Raw genomic sequence first — 25,330 nt, 5'->3', positions numbered from 1 at the left:
TCACAGCCGCACCGCCACCGCATACCGCCGCGAGGGCCTCACTACCGGGGCGTCACCGTCGTGGCCTGTTGTGGGCTTACGGTTCGCGCGGCCCCGTGCCGCCTGCCACCCCGCCCGCCGCCTCTTTCTTCTTGTCGCCGATACGGCTTTCCTTCCCCGCCACGAGCTTCGCGATGTTCCCGCGGTGACGCCAGACGAGCAGCGCGCTCATCGCGACAACCGCAAGCGCAATCACGTTCGCACCGAACAGAAAGCCGTCGAAAAGCGGCGCGAACACGGCCGCGCAAATAGCCGCGAGCGACGAGTACCGCGTGAAGAAGGCGACGATGAGCCAGGTCAGAAGCGTCGCGATGCCGAGTATCGGGTTGATCGCGAGCAGCACGCCCGCCGCGGTCGCCACGCCTTTGCCGCCCTTGAAGCGGAAGAACACGGGGTAAAGATGGCCGAGGAACACGGCGATGGCGGCAATCGCGACGGCCGACTCATCGAGACCGAAGCGCGCGCTGAAATGTCCGGTGAGCCACACGGCCACCCACCCTTTGAACGCGTCGCCGATCAGTGTCAGCACCGCGGCCATCTTGTTGCCCGTGCGCAGCACATTGGTCGCGCCGGGGTTGCCGGAGCCGTAGGAACGCGGATCGGCGAGTCCCATCGCCGCGCTCACGACCACGGCAAACGACACCGAGCCGATCAGATAGGCAACGACGGCGACAATCAGGTTTTCCATGTCAAAACTCATATAGGAATCACAAAGCGCGATGCGGGCGCTTTCCGCTATGCGCTGCTTTTCAGCGGCATTTCAGCCGCTTTCCGCAATTTCTCAGCAACTACGCACGAGCATCGTTCAGCCTTCCGTTGCGACACCCCGCATTTCGCGACGGCGCACATTCTACCGAAGCCGTCAGCGCCGGTCTGCGCGGCCGGAGCACGCGTGGCGCTCCACGCTGCTCAATCGACGCTCGCGCACTGTACCGGTTGCGCGCGCAGCAGCCCGGTCACCACGGACGGCTCGATGCTGACAAGAAACCCGCGCCGCCCACCATTGATCCATATCCGCTCCAGTTCCAGAATGGACGATTCGACGTAGACCGGCATGGTCTTGCGCGTGCCGAACGGCGACGTACCGCCAATCAGATAACCTGAATGCCGGTTCGCAACCTCGGGCTTGCAAGGTTCGACGCGCTTCGCCCCGATCTGCCGCGCGAGGTTTTTGGTCGATACGGTGCGGTCGCCGTGCATCAGCACGATCAGCGGCTTCGCATGTTCGTCTTCCATGACGAGCGTCTTCACGACGTGATGCTCATCCACGCCAAGCTGACGCGCCGACTCCTCGGTGCCGCCATGCTCGACGTAGTCGTACGGATGCTCGCCGAATGCAACGCCGTGGCGGCGCAGGAACTGCGTCGCGGGCGTCTCGGACACGTGTCTGGATTTGCTCATGCGGGGGATTGTAATGTCGGTGCGCGGTGGCGCGCCATCTGCCGAATGGCCAGGATTGTGCGGCCTTAACGCCTGTGGCACGATTTTCGGCGATTCATCGGTGGATTGATGAAGCGGCGTCGATCGCCGCTCCCCCCCTCGCTGCCAGGGAGATATGCATTGAGTGCTTCGCCGTACCCGCCATCCGCATCGGAACCGACCGCCGCGCCGCCCACGCCCGCGAACGCCGCCGTCGATGCCACGGCGCTCGTCGCATCGCTCCCCGCGCGCATCGCCGGCATTCCCGCGCGCGGCGCCGCGCGCGATCCCGAGCATCTCGCGCTGATCGAAGATGCGCGGCGCCTCACCTATGCGCAACTGGCCGCGGCCACGAATGAAATGGCCGCGCGCTTGCGCGAACTCGGCGTGCGCGGCGGCGACCGCGTCATGATCGTTGCGGAAAACTGCGTCGCGCAAATTGTGCTGCTCCTCGCCGTGGCACAGCTCGATGCCTGGGCACTGCCCTGCAACGCGCGGCTTGTGCCGGCGGAACTCGATGGAATCGTCGACCACGCCAGGCCGCGCATCACCGCGTTTGCGACAGAAACGTCATCCGAGGCCGAGCGGCATGCGCAGCGCCGCAACGCCCGGCGCGCGCCTGCGCTTCAAACCGATATCGGCGCGTGGTCATTCACGTTCGACGCGACCGCGCCGGCCGAACCTTTGGAAACTGCACCCGACCGGCAATGCGCGGCGCTGATTTACACCACCGGCACCACCGGCGCGCCCAAAGGCGTGATGCTGTCGCATCGCAATCTGCTGTTTATCGCCGCGATGTCGAGCACGCTGCGCCGTGTCGGTCCCGACGACGTGGTCTACACCGTCCTGCCGGTGTCGCATGTGTATGGGCTCGCGTCGGTATGTCTCGGCAGCCTGTATGCGGGCGCGACGTTGCGGCTTGCGCCGCGATTCGCGCCGCAAGCCGTGCATCATGCGCTCGCCGAAGAGCAGATCTCGATCTTCCAGGGCGTGCCCGCCATGCACGCCAAACTGCTCGACTACCTGCAGACGCACCGCCTGCGCTGGCGCGCGCCGCGCTTGCGCTTTGCGTACTCGGGCGGCTCGCCGCTCGACGCGGCACTGAAGGCGAGCGTCGAAAACCTGTACGGCGTCGCGCTGCACAACGGCTACGGCTTGACCGAGACCAGCCCGACCGTCGCGCAAACGATGCTCGATGCGCCGCGCGCCGATTGCTCGGTCGGTCCGCCGATTCCGGGCATCGCCGTGCGCTTGATGTCGTCCGACGGAACGGATGTCGCAAGCGGCGAAGTCGGCGAGCTATGGGTGCGCGGCCCGAACGTGATGCTCGGCTACTATCGCGACGCCGCCCTGACACGCGCCGCGATCACCGACCACGGCTGGCTCAAAACCGGCGACCTCGCACGGCAGGACGCGGACGGCGCGATACATATCGTTGGGCGCAGCAAGGAATTGATCATCCGCTCGGGTTTCAACGTGTACCCGGCGGAAGTCGAGCAGGTGCTGAACGCGCACCCGGAGGTCGTGCAATCGGCGGTAATAGGCCGTCCGGCAGCGGGCGGCAATGAAGAAGTGGTCGCCTTCGTCGAACTGGCGGCGGGTGCGCGCGTGCGGCCGGCGCAACTGATCGAATGGTGCGGAACGCGGCTTGCGCCGTACAAGCGGCCCGCCGAAGTGAAGCTGCTGCACGCGCTGCCCGCCGCATCGACCGGCAAGATACTGAAGCACAAGCTGCGCGAGCTGGCGTAAATTCCGCCACAAGCGCCGGCAGAAGCGCTCGCGCGGGCGCCCGCCATCGCGCGCCGGCCGTCAATCACCGGTGACGCGACCGCCGCGGCGCGATCGGCCCAACGAAAGACTGCCGGGCCACCACTGCCGCGCCGTGTTCAGCCCCAACGAGCCCGCACACCGATGGAGCCCGCACACCGATGGAGCCCGCACACCGACGCGCCGCCACCGCCCCGCCCGCTCACCCGCGCGGATGATGCGCCGCATGCAGCGACCTCAGCCGCTCGCGCGCGACGTGCGTATAAATCTGCGTCGTCGAAATATCGGTATGCCCAAGCAGCAGTTGCACGACACGCAAGTCCGCGCCGTGATTCAGCAGATGCGTCGCGAACGCGTGCCGCAGCGTATGCGGCGACAGCGGCGCATGCACGCCGGCCGCTGCCGCGTGGCGCTTGATGATGTTCCAGAACTGCTGGCGTGTCATGCCTTCCGCACGCGCCGTGACAAACAGCGCATCGGCCGAACGCGCGCCCAGCAGCGCTGGCCGCGCCTCGCGCAAATACCGCTCGATCCAGCCGTGCGCCTCTTCGCCGAATGGAATCAGCCGCTCTTTCGCGCCCTTGCCCAACACCCGCACGACGCCCTCGTTGAGCCCGACCTCGACGGTCTTCAATGTGACGAGTTCGGTCACGCGCAGGCCGCTCGCGTACATCAGCTCGAGCATCGTGCGGTCGCGCAAGCCAAGCGGCGTGTCGATATCGGGCGCACCGAGCAGCGCCTCGACCTGCGCTTCGGTCAGCGTCGACGGAAAACGTGGCGGCTGCTTGGCCGAGCGGATGCGCAGCGTCGGGTCGGCCGTCGCGCGATGCTCGCGCACCGCCCAAGCGTAGTAGCGCCTAAATACCGACAGGCGCCGGTTCGAGGAAGTCGATTTGTCCTTCTGGCGTACTGCGCTATAAGCGGTCAGGTCGGCCTCGCCGGCCGTGTCGAGCGAGGCATTGCGCGTCGACGCGAGCCATTCGGCGAACAACCGCAAATCGCGCCGATACGCGTCGAGCGTGTTGCGCGACAGGCCGTGCTCGAGCCACAACGCGTCGCAGAACGCATCGATCGACGCGTTGCTCGACTGGAACAGAGGCGACGCAACGGGCGCGCCGGCGGTATCGGTGGTAACGGCGTCGCTCATGCGTAACTCACGCCTTCGTGCGCCAGCAGCCAGCGCTTGACCTTGCGGTAATAGCCATCGTCGCCGTGATGCGCGAAGCCGCCGATGCCGCCCGACGCGACGACGCGATGGCACGGAATCACAATCGGGTGCGGGTTCGACCCGCACGCCTGACCGACCGCGCGCGGCACGCTGCCGATCTCCTTGGCAAGCTGTCCGTAGGTCAGCACGACGCCGGGCGGAATCGCGCAGATGCCCTGCCACACGCGCCGCTGGAACGCGGTGCCGAGCTCGGCGAGCGGCAAATCGAAGGTTGCCGACGCGCGTTCGAGATAGCGCCCGATCTGCCTGACCGCTTCCTTCGCGAGCGCCGTGTCGGGCTCGATGCTTTGCACGGACGCGGGCAGATAGACGATCTCGCGCACGTTAGCGCCTTCGACGCGAATACCGATCTTGCCGAACGGCGCATCGATCACTGCGTTGTACATGATGAACGTTTCCTCCCGAAAACACCGGCCGTTGCCTGCGTCACGCACGCCGTGCACCGGCACGCGACAGCCACGCACGCGCGATTGCGCCAATCGATCGATCCCCGCACTCTACGCCGCCTCCAGCGCCCATTGCACATGCTCGCGCACGAGCGGCGAAGGGTCGTCGACGCGGCCGCGCAGCGCATCGACGATGCCGGCCCGCGCATGCGGCGCGAGCGTGGCCGGGTCCGCACGCAACGCATTGCCCATGCCGACCGCGAGGTTGCGCAGCCAGCATTCGTAGCCGATCCGTCGAATCGCGCTGCCTTGCATGCGCGTCTCGAAGTCGTCCGCGCTCCAGCCGAACAGTTCGGTCAACGATGCGCGATCGAGCGCATGTCTCACATCGAAGTCCGCGACCGGCGCGGCCTTAGCGAACTTGTTCCACGGACACACGAGCTGGCAGTCGTCGCAGCCGTAGACACGATTGCCGATCAGCGGCCGCAAATCCTGCGGAATACTGCCCTTCAGTTCGATCGTCAGATACGAGATGCAGCGCCGCGCGTCCACTTTGTACGGTCCGACGATCGCCCCGGTCGGGCACGCATCGATGCAGCGCGTGCAGTGGCCGCAATGCGCGCCCGCGGTCTGCGGCGCGCGCTCGGGCGCGCTCTGCGCGTCGGTCGGTAGCGGCAGATCGACATAGATCTCGCCGAGAAAGAACAGCGACCCCGCGTCGCGTTGCAACAGCAGCGTATGCTTGCCGCGCCATCCGACACCGGCCTTCTGCGCGAGTTCGACCTCGAGCACAGGCGCCGAATCGGTAAACACGCGAAAGCCATACGGACCGATTTCGGCTTCGATACGTTGCGCAAGCTGCTGCAGACGATGGCGCATCACCTTGTGATAATCGCGGCCGCGCGCGTAAATCGACACGACCGCCGCGGACGGATCCGCGAGGCGCGCATACTCGCGACTGCGCCAGTCAGGCTCGCCTGGCACTGCTGCGCGCTGCTTGCCGCTCAGTGTTGCGTCCGGTGTCGCGCCCGGTGTCGCGTCCGGTGTCGCGCCGGACGTTCCACTCGCCGTGGCGGCCGGCCCGGCACCCACGCCCCCGCTTTCATCCCCCTTTCCGGCATCTATCGAAGTGGGCAAATGAGCGGGCAAATAAGCCATGCGCGCGGTAATCACGCGTAGCGTGCCGGCCACAAGCTCGGCAGGCCGTGCACGTTTCATCCCATGTTTGGCCATATAATCCATCTCGCCGTGCCAGCCCGCGTGAAGCCACGCCGCGAGGCCCGCTTCGGCATCCGCGAGGTTCGTGTCGCTGATACCCACCTCGCCGAAACCCAGCTCGCGTCCCCACGTCTTGATGCGTGACGCGAGCGCAGCCAGCGCGTCTTCATCGGCTGCATCGACTGGATGCTCAAGACGATGTGTAGCGCGCGGGCCGCCGGTGGAGTCGGGCGTGCCGGAAACGGGATGCTGCTGGCTTTGGTCCATCACATCATTTTACGAGAATGCCCGTTCAACCCGATCACGCGACACCGCCTTCTGCCGACGTCCTGCTCGAGCGCACCACGATGCTCGCGGACGAAGCCGCGACCGCGGCGTTCGGCGCACGATTCGCGCAAGCGCTCGAGGCCGTGCGCAGCGAACGAGGCCAAGGCGAGCACGGGTTCAAGGGTTTGCAGGTGCAGCTGATCGGCGACCTCGGCGCGGGCAAGACCACGCTTGTGCGCGCCACGCTGCGGGCACTCGGTCACACCGGACGCGTACGCAGCCCGACCTACACGCTCGTCGAGCCGTATACGGTGGGTGATGCCGGCAGGGAACTCGCCCTCTATCACTTCGATCTGTACCGTTTCAACGATCCGGCCGAATGGGCCGACGCGGGCTTTCGCGAATATTTCGACAGCGGTGCGATCTGTCTCGTCGAATGGCCGCAGCGTGCAGGCGCTTTGCTGGGTGTGCCGGATCTCGTCTTCTCGCTCGAAGTGGATGGCGAAGGACGCAGGCTGACCGCCCAGGCGTATAGCGAATCAGGAAAAGCATGTCTCGAAAGATGTTGATCAAACCGTTCCGCTCGATCGAATCCGCCGCCACCGCTTCGCACAACTGGCGGCGCCGCCAGATTCTGCGCGCCGGCGCATCGACGCTCGTACTGGGCCTCTCGGTATCGGCGCCGCGCCTCGCCTGGGCAAGCTCGGTGCTCGGCGTGCGCGTCTGGCCCGCACGCGACTACACGCGCGTGACGATCGAATCCGACCAGCCGCTGCAGACAAGCCAGCAGATGCTGCAAGGCCCGGACCGGCTCGTCGTCGACCTGAACGGTCTCGACCTCGACCAGGCGCTGAAAGACCTCGTCTCGAAGATCGCGCCGAACGACCCGCAAATTCAGTCGGTGCGCGTTGGGCAGTACCAGCCGCACGTGGTGCGGATGGTGTTCGACCTCAAGGGCTCGGTGAAGCCGCAAGTCTTCACGCTGACGCCGGTCGGCTCATACAAGTACCGGCTCGTGTTCGACCTGTACCCGGCCGTCGCGCCCGACCCGCTGATGGACCTGCTCGCGCAGACCGAGCGCAAGGAGCAGCGTCTGCAGGAGCAAAGCGCGCCGCCGAATGCCACGCTCAACGGCCCGTCGTCGCCGCCCGCGTCGGCCGATAACAGCGATGCGTTCTTCCAGAAGTACGCGCAGAACGATACGTCCGCGCCGTCGGGACCGTCCGCAACGCCTGGCGCTCCGCTCACGCCGCTCACGCCGCGCCCGCAAACACAAGCGCAGGCGCAGGCCCGCATCAATCCAACGCCGACACCCGCGCCGCACGCGCCCGCAAAACCGGCGCAGCCGCCATCGGCATTGGCGCGCAACAACGACAACAGCGCGGGCGACGACGACACCGACGACACTTACACATTCACCACGCCGAAAGGCAAGAGCAACACGGTGCGGCTGCTGACGGTGGCGATCGACCCCGGCCACGGCGGTGAAGACCCGGGCGCGATCGGCAGCAGCGGTACGTATGAGAAGCACGTCGCGCTCGATATCGCGAAGAAGCTGCGCGCGAAGATCGACGCGCAACCGAACATGCGCGCGATGATGACGCGCGATCAGGACTTCTTCGTGCCGCTCAACGTGCGTGTGCAGAAAGCGCGGCGCGTCGGCGCGGACCTGTTCGTGTCGATCCACGCCGACGCATTCACGACGCCCGAAGCGCACGGCTCATCGGTATTTGCGCTGTCGGAGCACGGTGCGTCGAGCGCCGCGGCGCGCTGGATGGCGAATAAGGAAAACTCGTCGGATCAGATCGGTGGCATCAATATCAAGTCGGCCGACGCGGCCGTGAACCGTGCGCTCTTCGATATGTCGACCACCGCCCAGATTCGCGACTCGCTGCGCTACGGCGACTTCGTGCTGAAGGAAGTCGGCGAGGTCAACAAGCTGCACAAGGGCTCGGTCGAGCAGGCGGGCTTCGCCGTGCTGAAAGCGCCCGACATTCCGTCGATCCTCGTCGAAACCGCCTTTATCAGCAACCCCGACGAAGAGCGGCGCCTGAACGACGACGCGTATCGCGACCGCATGGCGAGCGCGATCATGAACGGCATCAAGCGCTATTTCGCGGCGAACCCGCCGCTGGCGAAGAGCCGGATGACGTAAGCGCAAGGCGGCGCATGCCGCCTGCCTCTTCGTTATGCTCGAGGCCGCTCAACGCGCGAGAGCAAGGCGCCGGATCACCCACCCGCCGAACACATTCACCGCGAGGCCCACCATCACGATGGCCGCGCCGGCGATCTCGGCAGGCGCCAGACGTTCGCCGAGCAGCATCGCCGCGGATGCCAGACCGACGATCGGCACAAGCAGCGAGAACGGCACCACCTGGCTTGCCGCGTGACGCGACAGCAATCTGCTCCACAAGCCGTAGCCGAGCAGCGTCGCGAGATACGCGAGATAGGCGACCGCCAGCACCGAATTCACGCTGATGTTCGACAGCGCGGCGACGATCTGCCGAGGCCCTTCGAGCCAGTACGACAACAACAGGAACGGCACCGGCGGAATCAGGCTCCCCCACACGACGAGCGCGACGAGGTCGACCTTGCCCACCTTCTTCGTGACGATATTGCCAAGCGCCCACATCACCGCGGCACACAAGGTGAGGATGAAACCGGCGATGGTCATCGCCTGGCCGCCCCGCATGCCGATCACCGCGAGACCGCCCGCCGCGATCACGAGGCCCGCGATGTTATGCGCGCGAAACCGCTCATGCAGAAACAGCGCGGCGAACAGCAACGTGAAGAATGCCTGCGCCTGCAGCACGAGCGACGCGAGGCCGGCCGGCATGCCGACATACATGGCCGAAAAGAGAAATGCGAACTGACCGAGCGAAATCGTCGCGCCATACGCGACGAGCCAGAACCATGGGATACGAGGCCGCCTCACGAAAAACACCGCCGGCACCGCGGCGAACGTGAAACGCAGCACGCCGAGCAGCATCGGCGGCACGCCGTGCAGGCCCACCTTGATCACGACGAAGTTCACGCCCCACACCACGACCACCACGAGCGCGAGCAACAGGTCTTTCGGCGACATTCGCGCGTCTCCGTTTCTATTCTGCGTTGGCGAAAACATCAGAGCTTACCGAAGCGGACGAGCCGGCCCAAGCGCGCCGCGAGCGGTCAGCCCGGACACACGATGCCTGCGTGATGCAACCTTCGGGCAGTAGAATGACCATCCCGCCCCACTGACCGAGCTTCCGTCACCATGTCCTCATCGATCAAAGCGGTTCTGAAGCCCCACTTGCGCGACATCGGCAACCTCGCTGTCCGCCGCGTGCTGCCCGCGATGGCCGCGCGCCTCGTCGGCCCGTTCATCTTCTTCGATCACATGGGCCCGGCCACGCTGCCGGCGGGCATCGGCCTCGACGTACGTCCGCATCCGCATATCGGCCTCGCCACCGTCACCTATCTGTTCGACGGCGCGATCATGCACCGCGACAGTATCGGCTCGGAACAGAAGATCGTGCCGGGCGACGTCAACTGGATGACGGCCGGCGCCGGCATCGTCCATTCGGAACGCACACCCGACGAAGAACGCGCGCGCGGCTCGCGCGTGCACGGCATCCAGACCTGGGTCGCGCTGCCGCTCGCCGATGAAGACTGCGCGCCGTCGTTCGAGCATCACGCGGCGCATACGCTGCCGGAGCTCGAGCGCAACGGCGTCACGCTGCGTGTGATCGCCGGCACCGCGTTCGGCCATACCGCACCTGCACACACGTTTTCCGGCACGCTGTACGTCGCCGCGCGCTTCGCGCCCGGCAGTGCGCTTGCGCTCGAACCCGAGCACGACGAGCGCGGCGTTTATCTCGTCGAAGGCGATCTGTCGATCGACGGCACACCGCTCGAGCCCGAGCAGATGGCCGTGCTCACGCCCGGCGAAACGGTGACGCTCGCGAGTCGCGACGGCGCAACCGTGATGTTGCTCGGCGGCGAAAAGCTCGAAGGCGAGCGCTTTATCGAATGGAATTTCGTCTCGAGTTCGCGCGACAAGATAGAGCGCGCCAAAGACGCGTGGACGAATCAGCAAATGGGCCAGGTACCGGGCGAAACCGAATGGATTCCGCTGCCGGTACGGAAATGAGCGCAAATGAGCGCAAACGAGCGCCGCGCATACGGGTCATTCGGCGAGGCGCGCGGCAAGCCGCTTGCTCGTCATACGATATTGAACCGGCGCTTTTTGCCCACAATTAACAACCTCAGCCAATCCGCTGAACAGTTGACGACGAGGATGCGATGGACACCACTCTGGCCACTTTCGAAAAAGACGTAATCGCCGGCTCGACGCTCGCGCCGGTGCTGGTCGACTTCTGGGCGCCGTGGTGCGGGCCGTGCAAGACCTTGAGCCCGATGCTCGAGCGCCTCGAAGCCGAATACGACGGCAAATGGAAGCTCGTGAAGGTCAATGTCGACGAAAACCAGGAGCTCGCCGCGCATTTCCAGGTGCGCAGCATCCCGCACGTGGTGGCGTTCGCGGACGGGCGGCCCGTCGATCAGTTTATCGGCGTGCTGCCCGAAGGCCAGTTGCGCGCCTTCCTCGACCGGCTCGTGCCGAACGGCGCGGAAGCGGCGCGTGCGGCGGCCGCGGCGGCCGTAGCGGAAGGCCAGCGCGACGTAGCTTACGATTTCCTTAAAGAAGCGCTTGCATTCGATCCCGGCTTCGAAGACGCGCGCATGGACCTGATCGAACTGCTGCTCGCGGACAGCCGGGTCGACGAAGCGAAGCAGCAGATCGACCTGCTGTCGCCGAAAACGACGCAAGGCATCGATGCGCGCTTCAATGCGATCAAGACCCGCCTCGACGCACTCGACGCCGCCGCCGATCTGCCGCCAACCGACGCGCTCGAAGCGAAAGTCGTCGAGCACCCGGAGGATCTCGACGCGCGCTTCGACCTCGCGAGCGCGTTTATCGCGCGCCACAAATACGAGGGGGCGCTGGAACAGCTACTGGAGATCGTGAAACGCGATCGCGGCTTCCGCGACGATATCGGCCGCAAGACGATGCTGTCGGTGTTCGATCTCGCGGCGCACAACCCGGAACTGGTGGCGAAGTGGCGCCGCAAGCTCAGCGCCTCGCTGTTCTGATTGCCCGCCGCTTAAGCCGCGACCCGCTGCGCAATCGCGCGCAGCACATGTGACACCGCCGCGAGCCCAAAGCTCGCGGTCACGCAAACACTCGAGCCGAACCCCGCGCAATTGAGCCCAACCGGCCCGGCATGCCCCGGCGACGTCGCGACGTGCTCGGCTTCTGCGTCGATATCGCAAACGGCCGCTTCCGGGTAGATCAGCGGCTCGTCCGAATAGACGGCGCTCACCTTGAACTTCGCCTTCGGCCCGCGCGGGAAGCCGTGATGCTTGCGCAGTTGCGCGCGCACCTGCGATAGCAGCGGGTCTTGTATGGTCTGCGCGAGATCGTCGATGCGAATGCGCGTCGGGTCGAGCTGCCCACCGGCGCCGCCGACTGTGATGAGCGGCTGTCCGTGCTCGACGCACCACGCGATCAGCGCAGTTTTGGTGCGCACGCTGTCGATCGCGTCGATGACATAATCGAAGCCGCCGCCGAGCACCTTGTCGAAGTTGCCGGGCTCGATAAAGTCTTCGATCAGGCGCACGTCGCATTGCGGATCGATCAGCGCAATGCGCTCGGCCATCGCGTCGACCTTCGGCTTGCCGTAGTTGCCGTCGAGCGCGTGGATCTGCCGGTTCGTATTGCTTTCGGCGACGTTGTCGAGATCGATCAGCGTCAGTGTGCCGATCGCGCTGCGCGCGAGCGCTTCGACGGCCCACGACCCGACGCCGCCGATGCCGATCACCGCGACATGCGCACGCTCGAACGCGGCAAGCGCCGGCGCGCCATAGAGCCGCGCGATGCCGCCGAAGCGCCGCGCGCGGTCGGCTTCAACACCCGTATGGCTGGTAGTAACATCGATAGGCACGGTGACGTGAGGGGCTGACATGATCGGCTTGATATTGGGGCAAACCGCGTGGACAACTGCCGCGGCTGACAGATGCGAAAGCCGGCGCGAAAGCCGGCGCGGGAACCGGGGCAAAAACGGGCGAAGCCTCTATTTTGCCTGATCGGGCAGTGGCCGATTTCCGCGCTCAATTCAGCCCTGGTCATCTTTGTCATTTCAGCCATGACCGTCCGCAACCCCATGACGCACCGGGTCGTATCGCATGGGCAGGTCACGCGTTCGCGAACGCTCCGCTTCGCGGGCCATTTCTCCGCCACAGTAAAGAGACTTATTGACCGGGATGACTACAAGAAAATGCGTCCTTCGCTATACTGGCCCCACTGTAGCGCTTGCATAAGAACATGAGCTCACTTGCTGAACTTCGAAAAAATTATTCGCTCGGCTCGCTGGACGAAGCCGATCTGGATCGCGACCCGATCCGTCAGTTCGAGAAGTGGTTTGCTCAGGCGATCAAGGCCCAGTTGCCGGAGCCGAATGCGATGACGCTCGCCACGGTCGACTCGCGCGGCCATCCTTCGGCACGTATCGTTCTGATCAAAGGCGTCGACCCGCGCGGCTTCGTCTTCTTTACCAATTACGAAAGCCGTAAAGGCCGCGAGATCGCGGACAACCCGCGCGCGAGTCTGCTATTTCACTGGATCGAACTCGAGCGCCAGGTGCGCATCGAAGGCCGCGTCGAAATGACCAGCGCCGCGGAAAGCGATGCGTACTACGCGTCGCGGCCCCTCGCATCGCGAATCGGCGCGTGGGCCTCGGCTCAAAGTCAGGAAATTGAAAGCCGCGCGGCGCTCGAAGCGCGCGAGCGCGAAATCATCGCGCAATACGGCGAACATCCGCCGCGGCCGCCGCACTGGGGCGGCTATCGCGTGGTGCCCGACACAATGGAATTCTGGCAAGGCCGGCCTTCGCGGCTGCACGACCGGATGCGCTATACGCGCGACGGCAGCGGCGCCTGGCGAATCGCCCGCCTCTCGCCGTGAATGCGACTGTGATGTCGACCTGATCTGAAGCTGTACATAGTAAGACCGGCAATACCGGCAAGAGGGCGCGGCTGCGAGCAGTGGCAAGCGGCCGCAGATGCCGACCGGATCGCGCTCACCGCCGCGCAAGCTGCACGGCATCCCGCAGGCGCTAGCCGATTCGGCAGGCTTTGCTTTGATTCATAGGATACGGAGAGATCGCATGTTCTGGGAAAAGAAGCTCGCGCAGTGGGTCGACGAGGTGCGGACAAAATCGAATCTGCCCGCTCGTCTGGTGCTATGGGACGGTCAGAAACATGACTTCGGCCAATTCACGGAGCCGCAAGTCACGTTGAAGGTCAAGAGCGCATCGGCGATGCCGCTGCTGCTCGATCCGAGCCTCGACAATCTCGGCGAAGCCTACGTGAAGGGCAAGATCGACATCGAGGGCAAGCTCTCGGATGTGATCGACATCGGCTATTCGCTTGCGCGCAGCACGGTCACGAATACGAGCAAGCTCGCGCGCGTGACACGCTACTTTAATCATACGAAGTCGTCGGACAAGAAGGCGATCCAGTACCACTACGACGTGTCGAACGAGTTCTACAAGCTGTGGCTCGACGAGAACATGGTCTACTCGTGTGCGTACTTCGAGAACGGCGACGAAGACCTCGGCACCGCGCAACTGAAGAAGATCGACCATATTCTGCGCAAGATCCAGGTGCAGCCGGGCCAGCGCCTGCTCGATATCGGCTGCGGCTGGGGCGCGCTCGTGCTGCGCGCGGCGCAGAAGTTCGGCGCGCAGTGCGTGGGCGTCACGCTGTCGCAGAACCAGTTCGATCTCGCGACCGAGCGTGTAAAGGCCGCGGGTCTCTCGGACAAGATCGAGATCCGCCTGCAGGATTATCGCGACGTCGAAGGACAATTCGACCGCATCACGAGCGTCGGCATGTTCGAGCACGTCGGTCGCAAGAACCTGCCCGGGTACTTCAGGAAGATTCACGACCTGCTCACCGAAGACGGCGTGGCGATGAATCACGGCATCACGTCAAGCGATGCGGACAGCGGCGAGACGTCGCTGGGCGGCGGCGAGTTTATCGACCGCTATGTGTTCCCGGACGGCGAACTGCCGCATATCGGCCTCGTGCTCGAAGCGATGCAGCGCGGCGGCATCGAGGCGATCGATATCGAAAGTCTGCGCCGCCACTACGCACGCACGCTCGATATCTGGGCCGAGAGCTTCGAGGCGAAGGCGGCCGAGGCGAAGAAGCTCGTCGACGACGAGAAATTCCGCATCTGGCGCGTGTATCTCGCGGGTTGCTCGTATGCGTTCGAGCACGACGATGTCTCGCTCTACCAGGTGGTGTGCCGACGGGCGGGACGCAGTGCCAAGACGTTGCCGTGGTCGCGCCGGTATATTTACGACACGCCGCTTTGAGCGTTGCCTTGAAGGCCGGGCAGCTCGATATGTTCGGGGAAGCGGCGGACGATGCTGCCGGCAATGCAGCGGCGGCGGCATCGTCACTGTCTGAGACCGAGGGCCGATCCAGCGCGGCAAACACTGCGCGTCAGCCCGCTTCCACCGAACCGAAAAAGCCCCGCGCCAAAGGCGTACTTGCCGCCGAACCCGACGCCGATGCGGTCGCAATCGCCGCCAGGTTGCCGCCTCACCTACACCTCGGCACATCGACGTGGTCGTTTCCGGGCTGGCGCGGCATCGTCTACGGCGACGAGTACAGCAACAGCAAGCTGTCGCGTGACGGCCTGACCGCGTACGGAGCGCATCCGCTGCTGCGCACCGTCAGCATCGACCGCTCGTTTTACACGCCGCTGACGCTCGCGGAATACCTGCGCTACGCGCAGCAGGTGCCCGAGCACTTCCGCTTTATCGTAAAAGCGCCGGCGCTCGTCACCGATGCGACCGTGCGCGCCGAACGCGGCGAGCCTGTCTCGCCGAACCCGTGTTTTCTGAACGCGCAGCTCGCTGCCGATGAATTCGTGCGGCCTTGCATCGACGGGCTCGGCGCGAAGGCCGGCGCGCTCGTGTTCCAGTTCTCGCCGCTGCCGGACGCCATGCTCGCGCAGCCGGCGGAACTGATCGCGCGGCTTGCCGCGTTTTTTGCCGCCCTGCCGGCGCTGCCCGCAGGCAGTTGCTATGCGATCGAAATCCGCGACGCATGCGTGCTGACGCCGCGCTTTATCCGCATGCTGAAATTGGCGGGCGTCCGCTATTGCGTCGGCCTGCACGCACGCATGCCGGACACGCTGCGGCAGGCTGCCGCGCTCGCGCTGCTCGACGAAGTCCCAGCCGGTCCGCTGATCGTGCGCTGGAGCTTGCATAGCGGCTTCAAGTACGAACAGGCGAAGGCCAGATACGATCCGTTCGACAAGCTCGTCGACGAAGACCCAACCACGCGCACAGCGCTCGCCGAGCTTGCGGCGCGCTACGCGATCGCGGGCCAGCCGGTGCTGATTGCGGTGAACAACAAGGCGGAAGGTTCGGCGCCGCTAAGCTGCGTGGAGCTTGCACGCGAAATTGCAGCCGCATGGGTACGGCTGCGCGAAGAAAGTGCTGCGGCGGCCACCGCCGGCGCGTGAACGAAGAACCGCGAGGAAAATCGCGGGAATCATTGCGCCGAAGGCTCCAGCAGGACTAGCGACCGGCGTTGGAACAGGCGCAAACATAGACCGGTGATAGACCGGTGAGCGCCCCGCAAAAGGGGCGCGCCGCGCCTACTTACACCCGGCTGCTCTTGATCCGATGCGCGAACTTCTGCCGGAATTTCGCGACCTTCGGCGCCACGACAAACGAGCAGTAGCCCTGGTTCGGATGCTGTGCGAAATAATTCTGATGATAGGCTTCAGCGGGCCAGTAATTGCCGTCGAACGGCAGTATCTGCGTGACGATCTGGCCGTCGTAAATGCCTTCCGCGCCGATCTGGCGAATGGTCTGCAACGCCGTATCGCGCTGCGCGTCGGAGTGCGTATAAATCACCGACCGGTATTGCGTGCCGACGTCGTTGCCCTGCCGGTTCAACTGCGTCGGGTCGTGAATCGCAAAGAAGATATCGAGAACTTCGCGATAGCTGATCTTCGCCGGATCGAAGTCCACCTTCACGACTTCCGCGTGGCCGGTGTTACCGTCGCACACCTGTTCGTACGACGGATGGTCGACGTGACCGCCCGCGTAGCCGGATTCCACCGATACGACGCCATCGACGTCCAGATACACCGCTTCGAGACACCAGAAACATCCGCCGCCTAGCGTGGCGGTTTCGACTGACTGACTCATGCTGCTCGCTCCTTGATCGAGTTCTGTCTTGCGACTCATGCACCAACCGTTCCACGCAAGCGATCCCGCCGCACGCAGCTTGCTACGCAACCGTAGGGCCTTGGCGGGATGGCCGCGCGATTCCGCTAAAATTGGGTCAATTCGCCGAAAATCTACATGACCTTCATTCCAGTTTTTTCCATTCACGCGGGGCACGTTGCTCACAAGGCGCAAACACCGCGGGGGTTCCCGAACCGATGAAACGCGCCGCGCCGCCCAATTTCGACGCCGTCACGTTCCGCAGCGCGCTAGGCGAATTCGCCACCGGCGTCACCGTCGTCACGACGCGCGCGCCGACGGGCGAGCTCATTGGCATCACCGCCAGTTCGTTCAATTCCGTGTCGCTGTCGCCGCCGCTCGTGCTCTGGAGTCTCGCCACGCGCTCCGCGTCGATGCCGGTATTCCGGACGAATAGCCATTATGTCGTCAATGTGCTCGCGGCATCGCAACTGGATTTGTGCAAACGCTTCGCGACGCTAAAGGGCGATCGCTTCGAGGGGGTCTCGCACGCGGCCGGGGATAGCGGCATGCCGGTGCTGGACGGTGCGCTGGCGTGGTTCGAGTGCCATAACCGCAGCCGCTATGAAGAAGGCGACCACGTGATTTTCGTGGGCGAAGTGGAGCGCTGCGGTGTGCGCGACGATGCGAGACAGGCCGGGCCGCTCGTGTTCCAGAACGGCGAATTCCATACGCTCAAGCCGCTGTAGCGCTAAGCCTTCACGCCCGGCACGAGGCTGACGGGAACGCCCGAATCTTCCTTTAGCGTCTGCAGCACGATATTCGAGCGGATATCGAGCACGCCCGGCGCTTTATATAAGCGCGTGAGCACGAAGTCCGAATAGTGTTTGAGGTGATGCGCGAGCACGTGCAGCAAGTAGTGCGTCTCGCCCGTCACCACGAACGCGCCGATGACTTCCGGCCATTCGCGCACCGCTTCCGCGAAACGCTCGTGCCAGTTTTCCTGTTCGTTGCGCATCGACACCTGCACGAACGCTTCGAGTTCGAAGCCCAGCACTTCGCGGTTCAGACATGCGCGATAGCGTTCGATGACACCCTGTTCCTCGAGCAGGCGCAAACGCCGCAAACAGGCGGATGGCGACAGCGATATGCGCTCCGCCAGATCGAGATTGCTGATTCGTCCTTCGTGCTGAAGCACCGTCAAGATACGGCAATCGGTGGCGTCGAGCGAGATCGCGTTCATTTTCGGTCTCCCTTTCCCGTTCTCGCCAAATTATGTTCCAAACAAGCAGAAATAACGAGTTTTTTTCGCAACCCTATTTCGTGCGGGCCGGCCTATCATCGAGATCATGGATACGACAGCGAAACCCCATCGCGGCAGCCGCACGCTGTGGGACATCACGCCGGCCGTCGACGCCGGCACGCCCGTATGGCCCGGCGACACGCCGGTCGGCATCGACCGGGTCTGGCGCATGGAGGCGGGCTCGCCCGTCAATGTCGCGCGGCTGACCTTGTCTCCGCATACCGGCGCGCATACCGATGCGCCGCTCCACTATGACCCCAAAGGCGCGGCGATCGGCGAAGTCCCGCTCGAGGCCTACCTCGGTCCGTGTCGCGTGATTCATTGCATTGGCGCGGCGCCCGTCGTTGCGCCCGAGCACGTTCAGGCGGCACTCCACGGCGTCCCGGCCCGCGTGTTGCTGCGCACCTATGCGCAGGCGCCGCTGCACGAGTGGGATAACGCGTTCTCTGCCGTGGCGCCGGCAACGATCGATCTGCTCGCCACGCACGGCGTGCGATTGATCGGCATCGACACGCCGTCGCTCGATCCGCAAGACTCCAAAGCGATGGACGCGCACTTGCGCGTGCGGGCACACGGCATGGCCATTCTGGAAGGCATCGTGCTCGACGATGTCGAAGCGGGCGACTACGAGCTGATTGCGCTGCCGCTCAAACTGACGACGCTCGACGCGAGCCCGGTGCGCGCGGTGCTGCGTGCGCTGGACGGCGGGTCGGCCCCGCATGACTAACGAGCCGGTTGCAAATGAGTGCGACCGGTTTTGACTGACGGAACCACCATGAATACCCGAGACGAAGCCGTAGCCCTCGACGAAGCCGACCCGCTCGCGCCACTGCGCGCGCAGTTCGCGCTCGCGCCCGACACGATCTATCTGAACGGCAATTCGCTCGGCGTGCCGCCCGCGGCCGCCGCGCAGCGCGCACAAGTCGTGATCGCGGCCGAATGGGGCGAGGGGCTCGTGCGCAGCTGGAACACGGCCGGCTGGTTTGCGCTCGCGAAGCGCCTCGGCAACAAGCTCGCGCCGCTCGTCGGCGCCGCGCACAACGAAATCGTGGTCACCGATTCGATTTCGGTGAATCTGTTCAAGCTGCTGTCGGCCGCCTTGCGTTTCCAGAGGCAGCGCGATCCAAAACGGCGCGTGATCGTGGCCGAACGCGGCGATTTTCCGAACGATCTGTATATCGCGCAGGGCCTCGTTGCACAGTTCGACGGCGCGTACGAGCTGCGTCTCATCGACGATCCGTCGGAACTGCCGGCCGCGCTGCAGCCCGACACCGCGGTGGCGATGCTGACGCACGTCAACTACCGCAGCGGCTATATGCACGATATGGCCGCGCTCACGCAACTGATCCATCAGAAGGGCGCGCTCGCCCTCTGGGATCTCGCGCATTCGGCCGGCGCGGTACCGCTCGACCTGAACGCCGTCGGCGCGGACTGCGCAGTCGGTTGCACGTACAAGTACCTGAACGGCGGCCCCGGCTCGCCCGCGTTCGTCTGGGTGCCGCACCGGCATCAGAATGCGTTCGCGCAGCCGCTTTCCGGCTGGTGGGGACATCGCGCGCCCTTCGCGATGAATCCCCTCTACGAACCGGACGACGGCATCGGGCGCTTTCTGAGCGGCACGCAGCCGATCGTCTCCATGGCGCTCGTCGAATGCGGACTCGACGTGTTTCTGCAAACCGACATGCCGGCGATTCGCAAGAAATCGCTCGCGCTGACCGATCTGTTTATGGAGCTGCTTCAGGCGCGATGCGATGCATTTCCGTTGCGCCTCATCACGCCGCGCGAGCACGCGCAGCGCGGCTCGCAGGTGAGCGTCGCGCATCCAAACGGCTATGAAGTGATGCAGGCGCTGATCGCGCGCGGCGTGATCGGCGACTATCGCGAGCCGCACGTGCTGCGCTTCGGCTTGACGCCGCTCTACACGCGCTATGTCGACGTATGGGACACGGTCGAAGCGTTGCGCGATGTGCTCGCGAACGAAACCTGGCGAGCCGCGGAATTCGCCCACCGCGCGACGGTGACCTGAACGGGCGAAGCCGCGGCTGAAACGCAGCGGCTCAAACGCAGCGGACAAGGAACGCACGATGACCACCGACCCGATGAAGCTGCAGGACAACGAGCGCCCGCACGGCTCGGGCGCCGCCGCGCGCGACAGTGCGCATGGAGCGCACGGGCCGCATGCGCCGCATATGGCCGCGGGCGACGGCAGCGACCGCGGCAACCGCGCCGACAAAAAAGCGGGCGAAGACAGCGGTACGTCGAAGTCGATGACCTATGCGGACTACCTGTCGCTCGATACGCTGCTATCCGCGCAGCATCCGCTATCGCCCGATCCCAACGAAATGCTGTTCATCATCCAGCATCAGACGAGCGAGCTGTGGCTCAAGCTTGCGCTTTACGAACTGCGCGGCGCGCTCGCCGCCGTGCATCGCGACGAACTGCCGCGCGCGTTCAAGATGCTGGCGCGCGTGTCGCGCATCTTCGAGCAGCTCGTGCAGGCGTGGGACGTGCTCGCGACGCTCACGCCGTCCGAATACACGTCGATGCGGCCGTACCTCGGCAGTTCGTCGGGATTTCAGTCGTTCCAATATCGCGAGCTGGAATTTCTGCTCGGCAACAAGCACGAGGAAATGGTGACGCTCCACGCGCAACGGCCCGAGGCGATGCACGCCATTCGCACCTTGCTCGAAGCGCCGTCGTTCTACGACGAAGTGGTGCGCCTGCTGGCGCGGCGCGGCCTCGCGATCGCGCCGGAGCGGCTTGCGCGCGACTGGACCAGGCCGACCGAATACGACGCGAGCGTCGAGGCCGCGTGGCTCGAGGTCTACCGCAATCCGTCCAAGCATTGGGAACTGTACGAGATGGCCGAAGAGCTGGTCGACCTCGAAGACGAGTTTCGCCAGTGGCGCTTCCGGCATGTCACGACAGTCGAGCGCACCATCGGCTTCAAGCAGGGCACCGGCGGCACGCCCGGCGTGCCGTATCTGCGCAAGATGCTCGACGTCGTGCTGTTTCCCGAACTGTGGCACGTGCGCACCGTGCTGTAGGCCGCCGCGCCCGCCTGCCCTTCTGCGCTTTCATGCCGCACTGCCGCACGAAAACCTCGTCGTGCCGCCTTGACTTTCGTCGCAGCGAATACGATCATAAGTTCACAAACTGAGCAAATGCTCCACGTCGGTCGGCACACGGCTGCGACCGACGCGTGATGCACGGCTCATTCGCGCACTGACAAGCCCTCGCGGCACCGGCAACACCAACAGCACGAAATCGACGCGGGTCGCGCCCACCACGGCCACGCGCGCAGAAGACTTAGGAGACACATCATGAACAGCGTCCCGAGCGGCAGCGGCGCGAATGCGCACGTCATCCTGCATATCGGCGCAGGCTCGTTTCATCGCGCGCACCAGGCGTGGTATCTGCACCGGCTCAACGAAGCACGTGTCGAGGGCGAGCCGCACTGGTCGCTTTCCGTCGGCAATATCCGCAGCGACATGAATGCCGTGATGGACGCGCTGGCCGCGCAAAACGGCGTCTACACGCTCGAAACCGTGACGCCGCAAGGCGAGCGCGCGTACGAGGCGGTCCACTCGATCACGCGCGTGCTGCCGTGGTCCGCCGACCTGAAAGCGCTGATCGACGCGGGCGCCGATCCGGCCTGCAAGATCATCTCGTTCACCGTCACCGAAGGCGGCTACTACCTCGACGAGCACGATCATCTCGATACGGCGAACCCCGATCTCGCGGCCGATCTGAACGGCGCGCGCATCACCATTTATGGCGCGCTCGCCGCGATTCTCGAGGCGCGCATGCAGCGCGACGCCGGCCCGGTCACGCTGCAGACCTGCGACAACCTGCGCAGCAACGGCCACCGCTTTCATGCGGGCATGACGGCGTTTCTCGACCGGCGCGGCGCGACCGCGCTGCGCGCGTGGTTCGAGGCGAACACGGCGAGCCCGAGTTCGATGGTCGACCGCATTACGCCGCGTCCGACGCCCGACGTGCGCGAGCGTGTGCGCGCGGCGACCGGCATCGACGACGCATGCCCGGTGATGGGTGAATCGTTTATCCAGTGGGTGATCGAAGATCAGTTTCGCGCGGGGCGCCCTGCGTGGGAGAAAGTCGGCGCCGAACTGGTCGACTCGGTGGTGCCTTATGAAGAGGCGAAAATCCGCATCCTGAACGCGACACATAGTTGCATCGCGTGGGCCGGCACGCTGATCGGCTTGCGCTATATCCACGAAGGCACGATCGACCGCGAGATCCAGCAGTTCGCGTACGACTATGTGACGCAAGACGTCATACCGTGCCTGACGCCGAGCCCGATCGACCTCGGCCGCTATCGTGACGTCGTGCTCGAACGCTTCAGCAATCCGTTTATCCAGGACACGAACCAGCGCGTGGCCGCCGACGGCTTTTCGAAAATCCCCGGCTTTATCGCCCCGACGCTTTCCGAAACGTTCGCGCGCGGCAAGACGCCGGCCGCGACCGCGATACTGCCCGCGCTGTTCTTCCGCTTTCTCGACCGCTGGCAGCAAGGCAAGCTGCCGTACACATACCAGGACGGCGTGATGGACGAAAAGGTCGCGCGCGGTTTCTTCGCGGCGGCGGACCCGGTCAAGGCGTATTGCGCGGACCGGCTGCTGTGGGGCCGCATGGCGCAGACGCCGCAACTCGAGAATGCGGTGCGCGCGGCGCTCGCGCGGGTCGACGCGTGGCTCGACACGCGCGCTTGAGGACGCGCGTCACGGACCCACGATTGCAAAGTCCCAAAGTCCATTATGAAAACGCGTTTAGGGTCTAACGCGCATGGCATCGGCCGCCGCATGCGGCTAAAGTAGCGCATCTTTATCGACGAAGGTACCGCGCACATGTATCTCGGCATCGATCTCGGCACGTCCGAAGTAAAAGTCCTGCTGCTCGCGTCCGATGGACGCGTAATCGGCACCGCGGGCTCACCGTTTACGGTGTCGCGACCGCATCCGCGCTGGTCCGAGCAGAACCCGACCGATTGGTGGGAAGGCACGCGCGCCGCCCTGTTCGCGTTGCGCGACAAGCACCCCGACGAATTCGCGCAGATTCGCGGCATCGGCCTGTCGGGCCAGATGCACGGCGCCGTGCTGCTCGATGCGCAAGACCGCGTGCTGCGCCCGGCGATCCTGTGGAACGACATGCGCAGCGTCGAAGAATGCGCGGAGCTGACCGAGCGCGCGCCGGAGCTGCATCGTGTGGCCGGCAATCTCGCGATGCCGGGCTTCACCGCGCCGAAACTGCTGTGGGTCGCGCGGCACGAGCCCGAAATTTTCAGGCAGACCGCGTGCGTGCTGTTGCCGAAAGACTATTTGCGTCTGCAACTGACGGGCGGCAAGGTGTCCGACCCGTCCGATGCGGCCGGCACGCTGTGGCTCGACGTCGCCAAGCGCGACTGGTCCGACTCGCTGCTCGCCGCGTGCAATCTGTCGCGCGCGAACATGCCGAGTCTCGCGGAAGGCAGCGCGCCGTCGGGCATGCTGAAGCCCGAGCTGGCGCGCGAGCTCGGCTTGCGCGAGCCGGTCGTCGTGGCGGCAGGCGGCGGCGACAATGCGACGAGCGCGATCGGCATCGGTGCGACGCAACCGGGCGACGGTTTCGTGTCGCTCGGCACGTCGGGCGTGCTGTGCGTGATCGGCGACAGCTTCCGGCCGAATCCGGAGTCCGCGGTGCACGCGTTCTGCCATGCGATTCCGGATCGCTGGCATCAGATGAGCGTCGTGCTGTCGGCGGCAAGCTGCCTGCGTTGGGTCTGCAAGCTGACCGGCACGAACGAGACGTCGCTGCTGCCCGAAATCGAAGCGCTGCCCGAAGACGCGCTCACGCATGCGCCGATTTTCCTGCCGTATCTGTCCGGCGAGCGCACCCCGCATAACGACCCGTACGCGCAAGGTGTGTTCTTCGGCATGACGCATGCGACCGATCGCGCGCTGCTCGGTTACGCGGTGCTCGAAGGCGTCACGCTTGCGTTGACGGACGGGCTCGATGCATTGAAGGCGGCCGGCACGGAAGCGAACGCGTTGTCGCTGCTCGGCGGCGGCGCGCGCAGCAATTACTGGGGGCAACTGCTCGCGGACGCCCTCAATACGAATACGCGCAAGCATGGCGGCGGCGAAACGGGCGCCGCGCTCGGCGCGGCTCGTCTCGGCTGGCTCGCGGCCGGCGGCGACCCCGCGCAGGTGCTGACGAAGCCGCCCGTCGAAATCGAGTTCACGCCGAACCCGCGGCGGCATGCGGTGCTGCGCCGGCGCCTCGAGAACTACCGCGCGCTGTATCGGCAACTGAAGCCGCTGTTCGCGCAAACGGCGACCAGCGACTCGACAGCGTAACGTTCACGTCGAAACGCTTGTCGGGTTGAAGCCCCACGCATCCATTCACCGTGCCCAAGTCCAGCGAAAAACTCGATCTCGCGACGCGCGCTGCCTGGCTCTACTACGTGGCCGGCAACACGCAGAACGAGATCGCCGAAAAATTGCAGGTGTCGCGCCCCGTCGCGCAGCGGCTCGTTGCGTTCGCGGTCGAGAAAAACCTGATTCGCGTGCGCGTCGATCATCAGCTGGCCGAGTGCCTCGCGCTTGCCGATGAATTGTCGAAACGCTACGGGCTCTCGATGTGCGAAGTCGTGCCCGTCGACAACGATACACAGGAAGAAATCGACCGCAAGCTCGCGGTTGCCGGCGCGCAGGTCATGGAGCGGTATCTCGGCGAAGAGAAGCCGATGGTCGTCGCGGTCAGCAGCGGGCGAACGCTGAAGTCCGTCGTCGATCAGGTCGGGCAGCTCGAGCGGCCGCAGCATCGGCTCGTGTCGATGGTCGGCGCGATCGCGCATGACGGGTCGTCGAATCGTTATGACGTCGCGCTCCATATCTCCGAGAAGACCGGCGGCAAGTACTTTCTGTTGCCCGCGCCATTGATTGCGGATAGCGAAACCGAACGCGCGCAATGGTGCAATCACCGGCTTTACCGGATCGTCGAATCGCTTTCGGGCGAAGCGGATGTGGCGTTCGTCGGCATCGGCAATATCGGGCCGCAGTGTCCGCTGCATGAGGACGGCTTTATCACGTCCGATGAAGTCGCCGAATTGATGCAGGTCGGCGCGGTCGCCGAACTGCACGGCTTGCCGATTTCCGCGGACGGCGGACGCATCGAGTCGCCGACCGAACGGCGTGTAACCAGTATTCGCCCGGTTTCCCCGCCGAAGCGGCCGACAATCGGCTTCGCCTGCGGCGAACGCAAGCGCACCGCCATCATTGCCGCGCTCAAAGGCGGCTGGCTGTCGGGGCTCGTGACCGATGAGCTCTGCGCGCGCGCGGCGCTCGAAGAAGCAGTCGATGCCGAGGAGGTGAAAGAAACCGCGCGGTAATCTTGCCTGTTGGCCGCTTCAGTCGGCGCTTCAGTGCCACCT

The 25,330-nt window shown here is 65.0% G+C and carries 24 protein-coding genes; 15 read left to right on the top strand and 9 right to left on the bottom strand.

The window, feature by feature from the left end; all coding sequences use genetic code 11:
- Positions 1-76 precede the first annotated feature (76 nt).
- Together plsY and ybaK are read right to left on the bottom strand one after the other, a co-directional pair.
- Complete coding sequence (gene plsY / locus ACYPXD_RS00790) at positions 77-727, bottom strand: glycerol-3-phosphate 1-O-acyltransferase PlsY (RefSeq protein WP_459706345.1); 651 nt, start codon at positions 725-727, stop codon at positions 77-79.
- A 221-nt stretch (positions 728-948) separates the two neighbouring features.
- On the bottom strand, positions 949-1,440 hold the full coding sequence (gene ybaK / locus ACYPXD_RS00785; RefSeq protein ID WP_459706343.1) for a Cys-tRNA(Pro) deacylase: 492 nt from the start codon (positions 1,438-1,440) through the stop codon (positions 949-951).
- 270 nt (positions 1,441-1,710) lie between these two features.
- On the opposite strand from ybaK, the gene ACYPXD_RS00780 reads away from it, so the two are divergent.
- The gene (locus ACYPXD_RS00780) at positions 1,711-3,207 is read left to right on the top strand and encodes a class I adenylate-forming enzyme family protein (protein ID WP_459706422.1); all 1,497 of its coding nucleotides are present in this window, start codon (positions 1,711-1,713) and stop codon (positions 3,205-3,207) included.
- A gap of 220 nt (positions 3,208-3,427) precedes the next feature.
- On the opposite strand, the gene xerD is transcribed toward ACYPXD_RS00780, so the two are convergent.
- The 3 genes from xerD to queG form a co-directional block, all read right to left on the bottom strand.
- Positions 3,428-4,372 (bottom strand): site-specific tyrosine recombinase XerD, encoded by a 945-nt coding sequence (xerD, locus tag ACYPXD_RS00775; protein ID WP_459706341.1) that lies wholly within the window; start codon positions 4,370-4,372, stop codon positions 3,428-3,430.
- Positions 4,369-4,839: a methylated-DNA--[protein]-cysteine S-methyltransferase gene (locus tag ACYPXD_RS00770; protein ID WP_459706339.1), complete on the bottom strand. Its 471-nt coding sequence runs from the start codon at positions 4,837-4,839 to the stop codon at positions 4,369-4,371. Before ACYPXD_RS00770 ends, xerD begins: the two co-directional genes overlap by 4 nt.
- A gap of 111 nt (positions 4,840-4,950) precedes the next feature.
- Positions 4,951-6,324: a tRNA epoxyqueuosine(34) reductase QueG gene (queG, locus tag ACYPXD_RS00765; protein WP_459706336.1), complete on the bottom strand. Its 1,374-nt coding sequence runs from the start codon at positions 6,322-6,324 to the stop codon at positions 4,951-4,953.
- Between the two features lie 17 nt (positions 6,325-6,341).
- On the opposite strand from queG, the gene tsaE reads away from it, so the two are divergent.
- Positions 6,342-6,893 (top strand): tRNA (adenosine(37)-N6)-threonylcarbamoyltransferase complex ATPase subunit type 1 TsaE, encoded by a 552-nt coding sequence (tsaE, locus tag ACYPXD_RS00760; protein ID WP_459706334.1) that lies wholly within the window; start codon positions 6,342-6,344, stop codon positions 6,891-6,893.
- Positions 6,875-8,479 (top strand): N-acetylmuramoyl-L-alanine amidase, encoded by a 1,605-nt coding sequence (locus tag ACYPXD_RS00755; protein WP_459706332.1) that lies wholly within the window; start codon positions 6,875-6,877, stop codon positions 8,477-8,479. Before tsaE ends, ACYPXD_RS00755 begins: the two co-directional genes overlap by 19 nt.
- A gap of 48 nt (positions 8,480-8,527) precedes the next feature.
- Here the strand turns inward: ACYPXD_RS00755 and ACYPXD_RS00750 are convergent, their stop codons facing one another.
- The gene (locus ACYPXD_RS00750; protein ID WP_459706330.1) at positions 8,528-9,409 is read right to left on the bottom strand and encodes an EamA family transporter; all 882 of its coding nucleotides are present in this window, start codon (positions 9,407-9,409) and stop codon (positions 8,528-8,530) included.
- A 171-nt stretch (positions 9,410-9,580) separates the two neighbouring features.
- Between ACYPXD_RS00750 and ACYPXD_RS00745 the strand changes: the two genes are divergently transcribed.
- Both ACYPXD_RS00745 and trxA read left to right on the top strand, forming a co-directional pair.
- Positions 9,581-10,456: a pirin family protein gene (locus ACYPXD_RS00745; protein ID WP_459706328.1), complete on the top strand. Its 876-nt coding sequence runs from the start codon at positions 9,581-9,583 to the stop codon at positions 10,454-10,456.
- A 152-nt stretch (positions 10,457-10,608) separates the two neighbouring features.
- Positions 10,609-11,457: a thioredoxin gene (gene trxA, locus ACYPXD_RS00740; protein WP_459706326.1), complete on the top strand. Its 849-nt coding sequence runs from the start codon at positions 10,609-10,611 to the stop codon at positions 11,455-11,457.
- An 11-nt stretch (positions 11,458-11,468) separates the two neighbouring features.
- Here trxA and tcdA read toward each other — a convergent pair whose 3' ends face one another.
- On the bottom strand, positions 11,469-12,329 hold the full coding sequence (gene tcdA, locus ACYPXD_RS00735; RefSeq protein WP_459706323.1) for a tRNA cyclic N6-threonylcarbamoyladenosine(37) synthase TcdA: 861 nt from the start codon (positions 12,327-12,329) through the stop codon (positions 11,469-11,471).
- 359 nt (positions 12,330-12,688) lie between these two features.
- Here tcdA and pdxH point away from each other — a divergent pair, with 359 nt between their 5' ends.
- From pdxH to ACYPXD_RS00720, 3 genes are all read left to right on the top strand, one after another.
- On the top strand, positions 12,689-13,327 hold the full coding sequence (gene pdxH, locus ACYPXD_RS00730) for a pyridoxamine 5'-phosphate oxidase (RefSeq protein ID WP_459706321.1): 639 nt from the start codon (positions 12,689-12,691) through the stop codon (positions 13,325-13,327).
- A 202-nt stretch (positions 13,328-13,529) separates the two neighbouring features.
- Positions 13,530-14,744, top strand: a complete 1,215-nt coding sequence (locus ACYPXD_RS00725) for a class I SAM-dependent methyltransferase (protein WP_459706319.1) — start codon at positions 13,530-13,532, stop codon at positions 14,742-14,744.
- Positions 14,741-15,904, top strand: a complete 1,164-nt coding sequence (locus ACYPXD_RS00720) for a DUF72 domain-containing protein (RefSeq protein WP_459706317.1) — start codon at positions 14,741-14,743, stop codon at positions 15,902-15,904. The genes ACYPXD_RS00725 and ACYPXD_RS00720 overlap by 4 nt, the downstream gene beginning before the upstream one ends.
- Before the next feature lie 139 nt (positions 15,905-16,043).
- On the opposite strand, the gene msrA is transcribed toward ACYPXD_RS00720, so the two are convergent.
- Positions 16,044-16,598, bottom strand: a complete 555-nt coding sequence (gene msrA, locus ACYPXD_RS00715; RefSeq protein ID WP_459706315.1) for a peptide-methionine (S)-S-oxide reductase MsrA — start codon at positions 16,596-16,598, stop codon at positions 16,044-16,046.
- 236 nt (positions 16,599-16,834) lie between these two features.
- Between msrA and ACYPXD_RS00710 the strand changes: the two genes are divergently transcribed.
- On the top strand, positions 16,835-17,344 hold the full coding sequence (locus ACYPXD_RS00710; protein WP_459706313.1) for a flavin reductase family protein: 510 nt from the start codon (positions 16,835-16,837) through the stop codon (positions 17,342-17,344).
- A gap of 2 nt (positions 17,345-17,346) precedes the next feature.
- Here ACYPXD_RS00710 and ACYPXD_RS00705 read toward each other — a convergent pair whose 3' ends face one another.
- Positions 17,347-17,838 carry an Lrp/AsnC family transcriptional regulator gene (locus ACYPXD_RS00705; protein WP_219797875.1) on the bottom strand — a complete coding sequence of 164 codons (492 nt, stop codon included), beginning with the start codon at positions 17,836-17,838 and terminating at the stop codon, positions 17,347-17,349.
- 106 nt (positions 17,839-17,944) lie between these two features.
- Here ACYPXD_RS00705 and kynB point away from each other — a divergent pair, with 106 nt between their 5' ends.
- The 6 genes from kynB (at position 17,945) to ACYPXD_RS00675 (ending at position 25,288) form a co-directional block, all read left to right on the top strand.
- Positions 17,945-18,625 (top strand): arylformamidase, encoded by a 681-nt coding sequence (gene kynB, locus ACYPXD_RS00700; RefSeq protein ID WP_459706311.1) that lies wholly within the window; start codon positions 17,945-17,947, stop codon positions 18,623-18,625.
- A gap of 48 nt (positions 18,626-18,673) precedes the next feature.
- Positions 18,674-19,924 carry a kynureninase gene (kynU, locus tag ACYPXD_RS00695; protein WP_459706309.1) on the top strand — a complete coding sequence of 417 codons (1,251 nt, stop codon included), beginning with the start codon at positions 18,674-18,676 and terminating at the stop codon, positions 19,922-19,924.
- Positions 19,925-19,982: 58 nt separating this feature from the next.
- Positions 19,983-20,945, top strand: coding sequence for a tryptophan 2,3-dioxygenase (gene kynA / locus ACYPXD_RS00690; RefSeq protein ID WP_459706307.1), 963 nt, complete (start codon positions 19,983-19,985; stop codon positions 20,943-20,945).
- A gap of 276 nt (positions 20,946-21,221) precedes the next feature.
- The gene (gene dalD / locus ACYPXD_RS00685) at positions 21,222-22,631 is read left to right on the top strand and encodes a D-arabinitol 4-dehydrogenase (protein ID WP_459706305.1); all 1,410 of its coding nucleotides are present in this window, start codon (positions 21,222-21,224) and stop codon (positions 22,629-22,631) included.
- A gap of 135 nt (positions 22,632-22,766) precedes the next feature.
- On the top strand, positions 22,767-24,254 hold the full coding sequence (xylB, locus tag ACYPXD_RS00680) for a xylulokinase (protein ID WP_459706303.1): 1,488 nt from the start codon (positions 22,767-22,769) through the stop codon (positions 24,252-24,254).
- 50 nt (positions 24,255-24,304) lie between these two features.
- The gene (locus tag ACYPXD_RS00675; RefSeq protein WP_459706301.1) at positions 24,305-25,288 is read left to right on the top strand and encodes a sugar-binding transcriptional regulator; all 984 of its coding nucleotides are present in this window, start codon (positions 24,305-24,307) and stop codon (positions 25,286-25,288) included.
- The last annotated feature ends 42 nt before the right edge of the window (positions 25,289-25,330 follow it).

The sequence above is a fragment of the Paraburkholderia sp. 2C genome, assembly GCF_054589215.1.
This window is presented reverse-complemented; position numbering and strand designations above follow the sequence as displayed.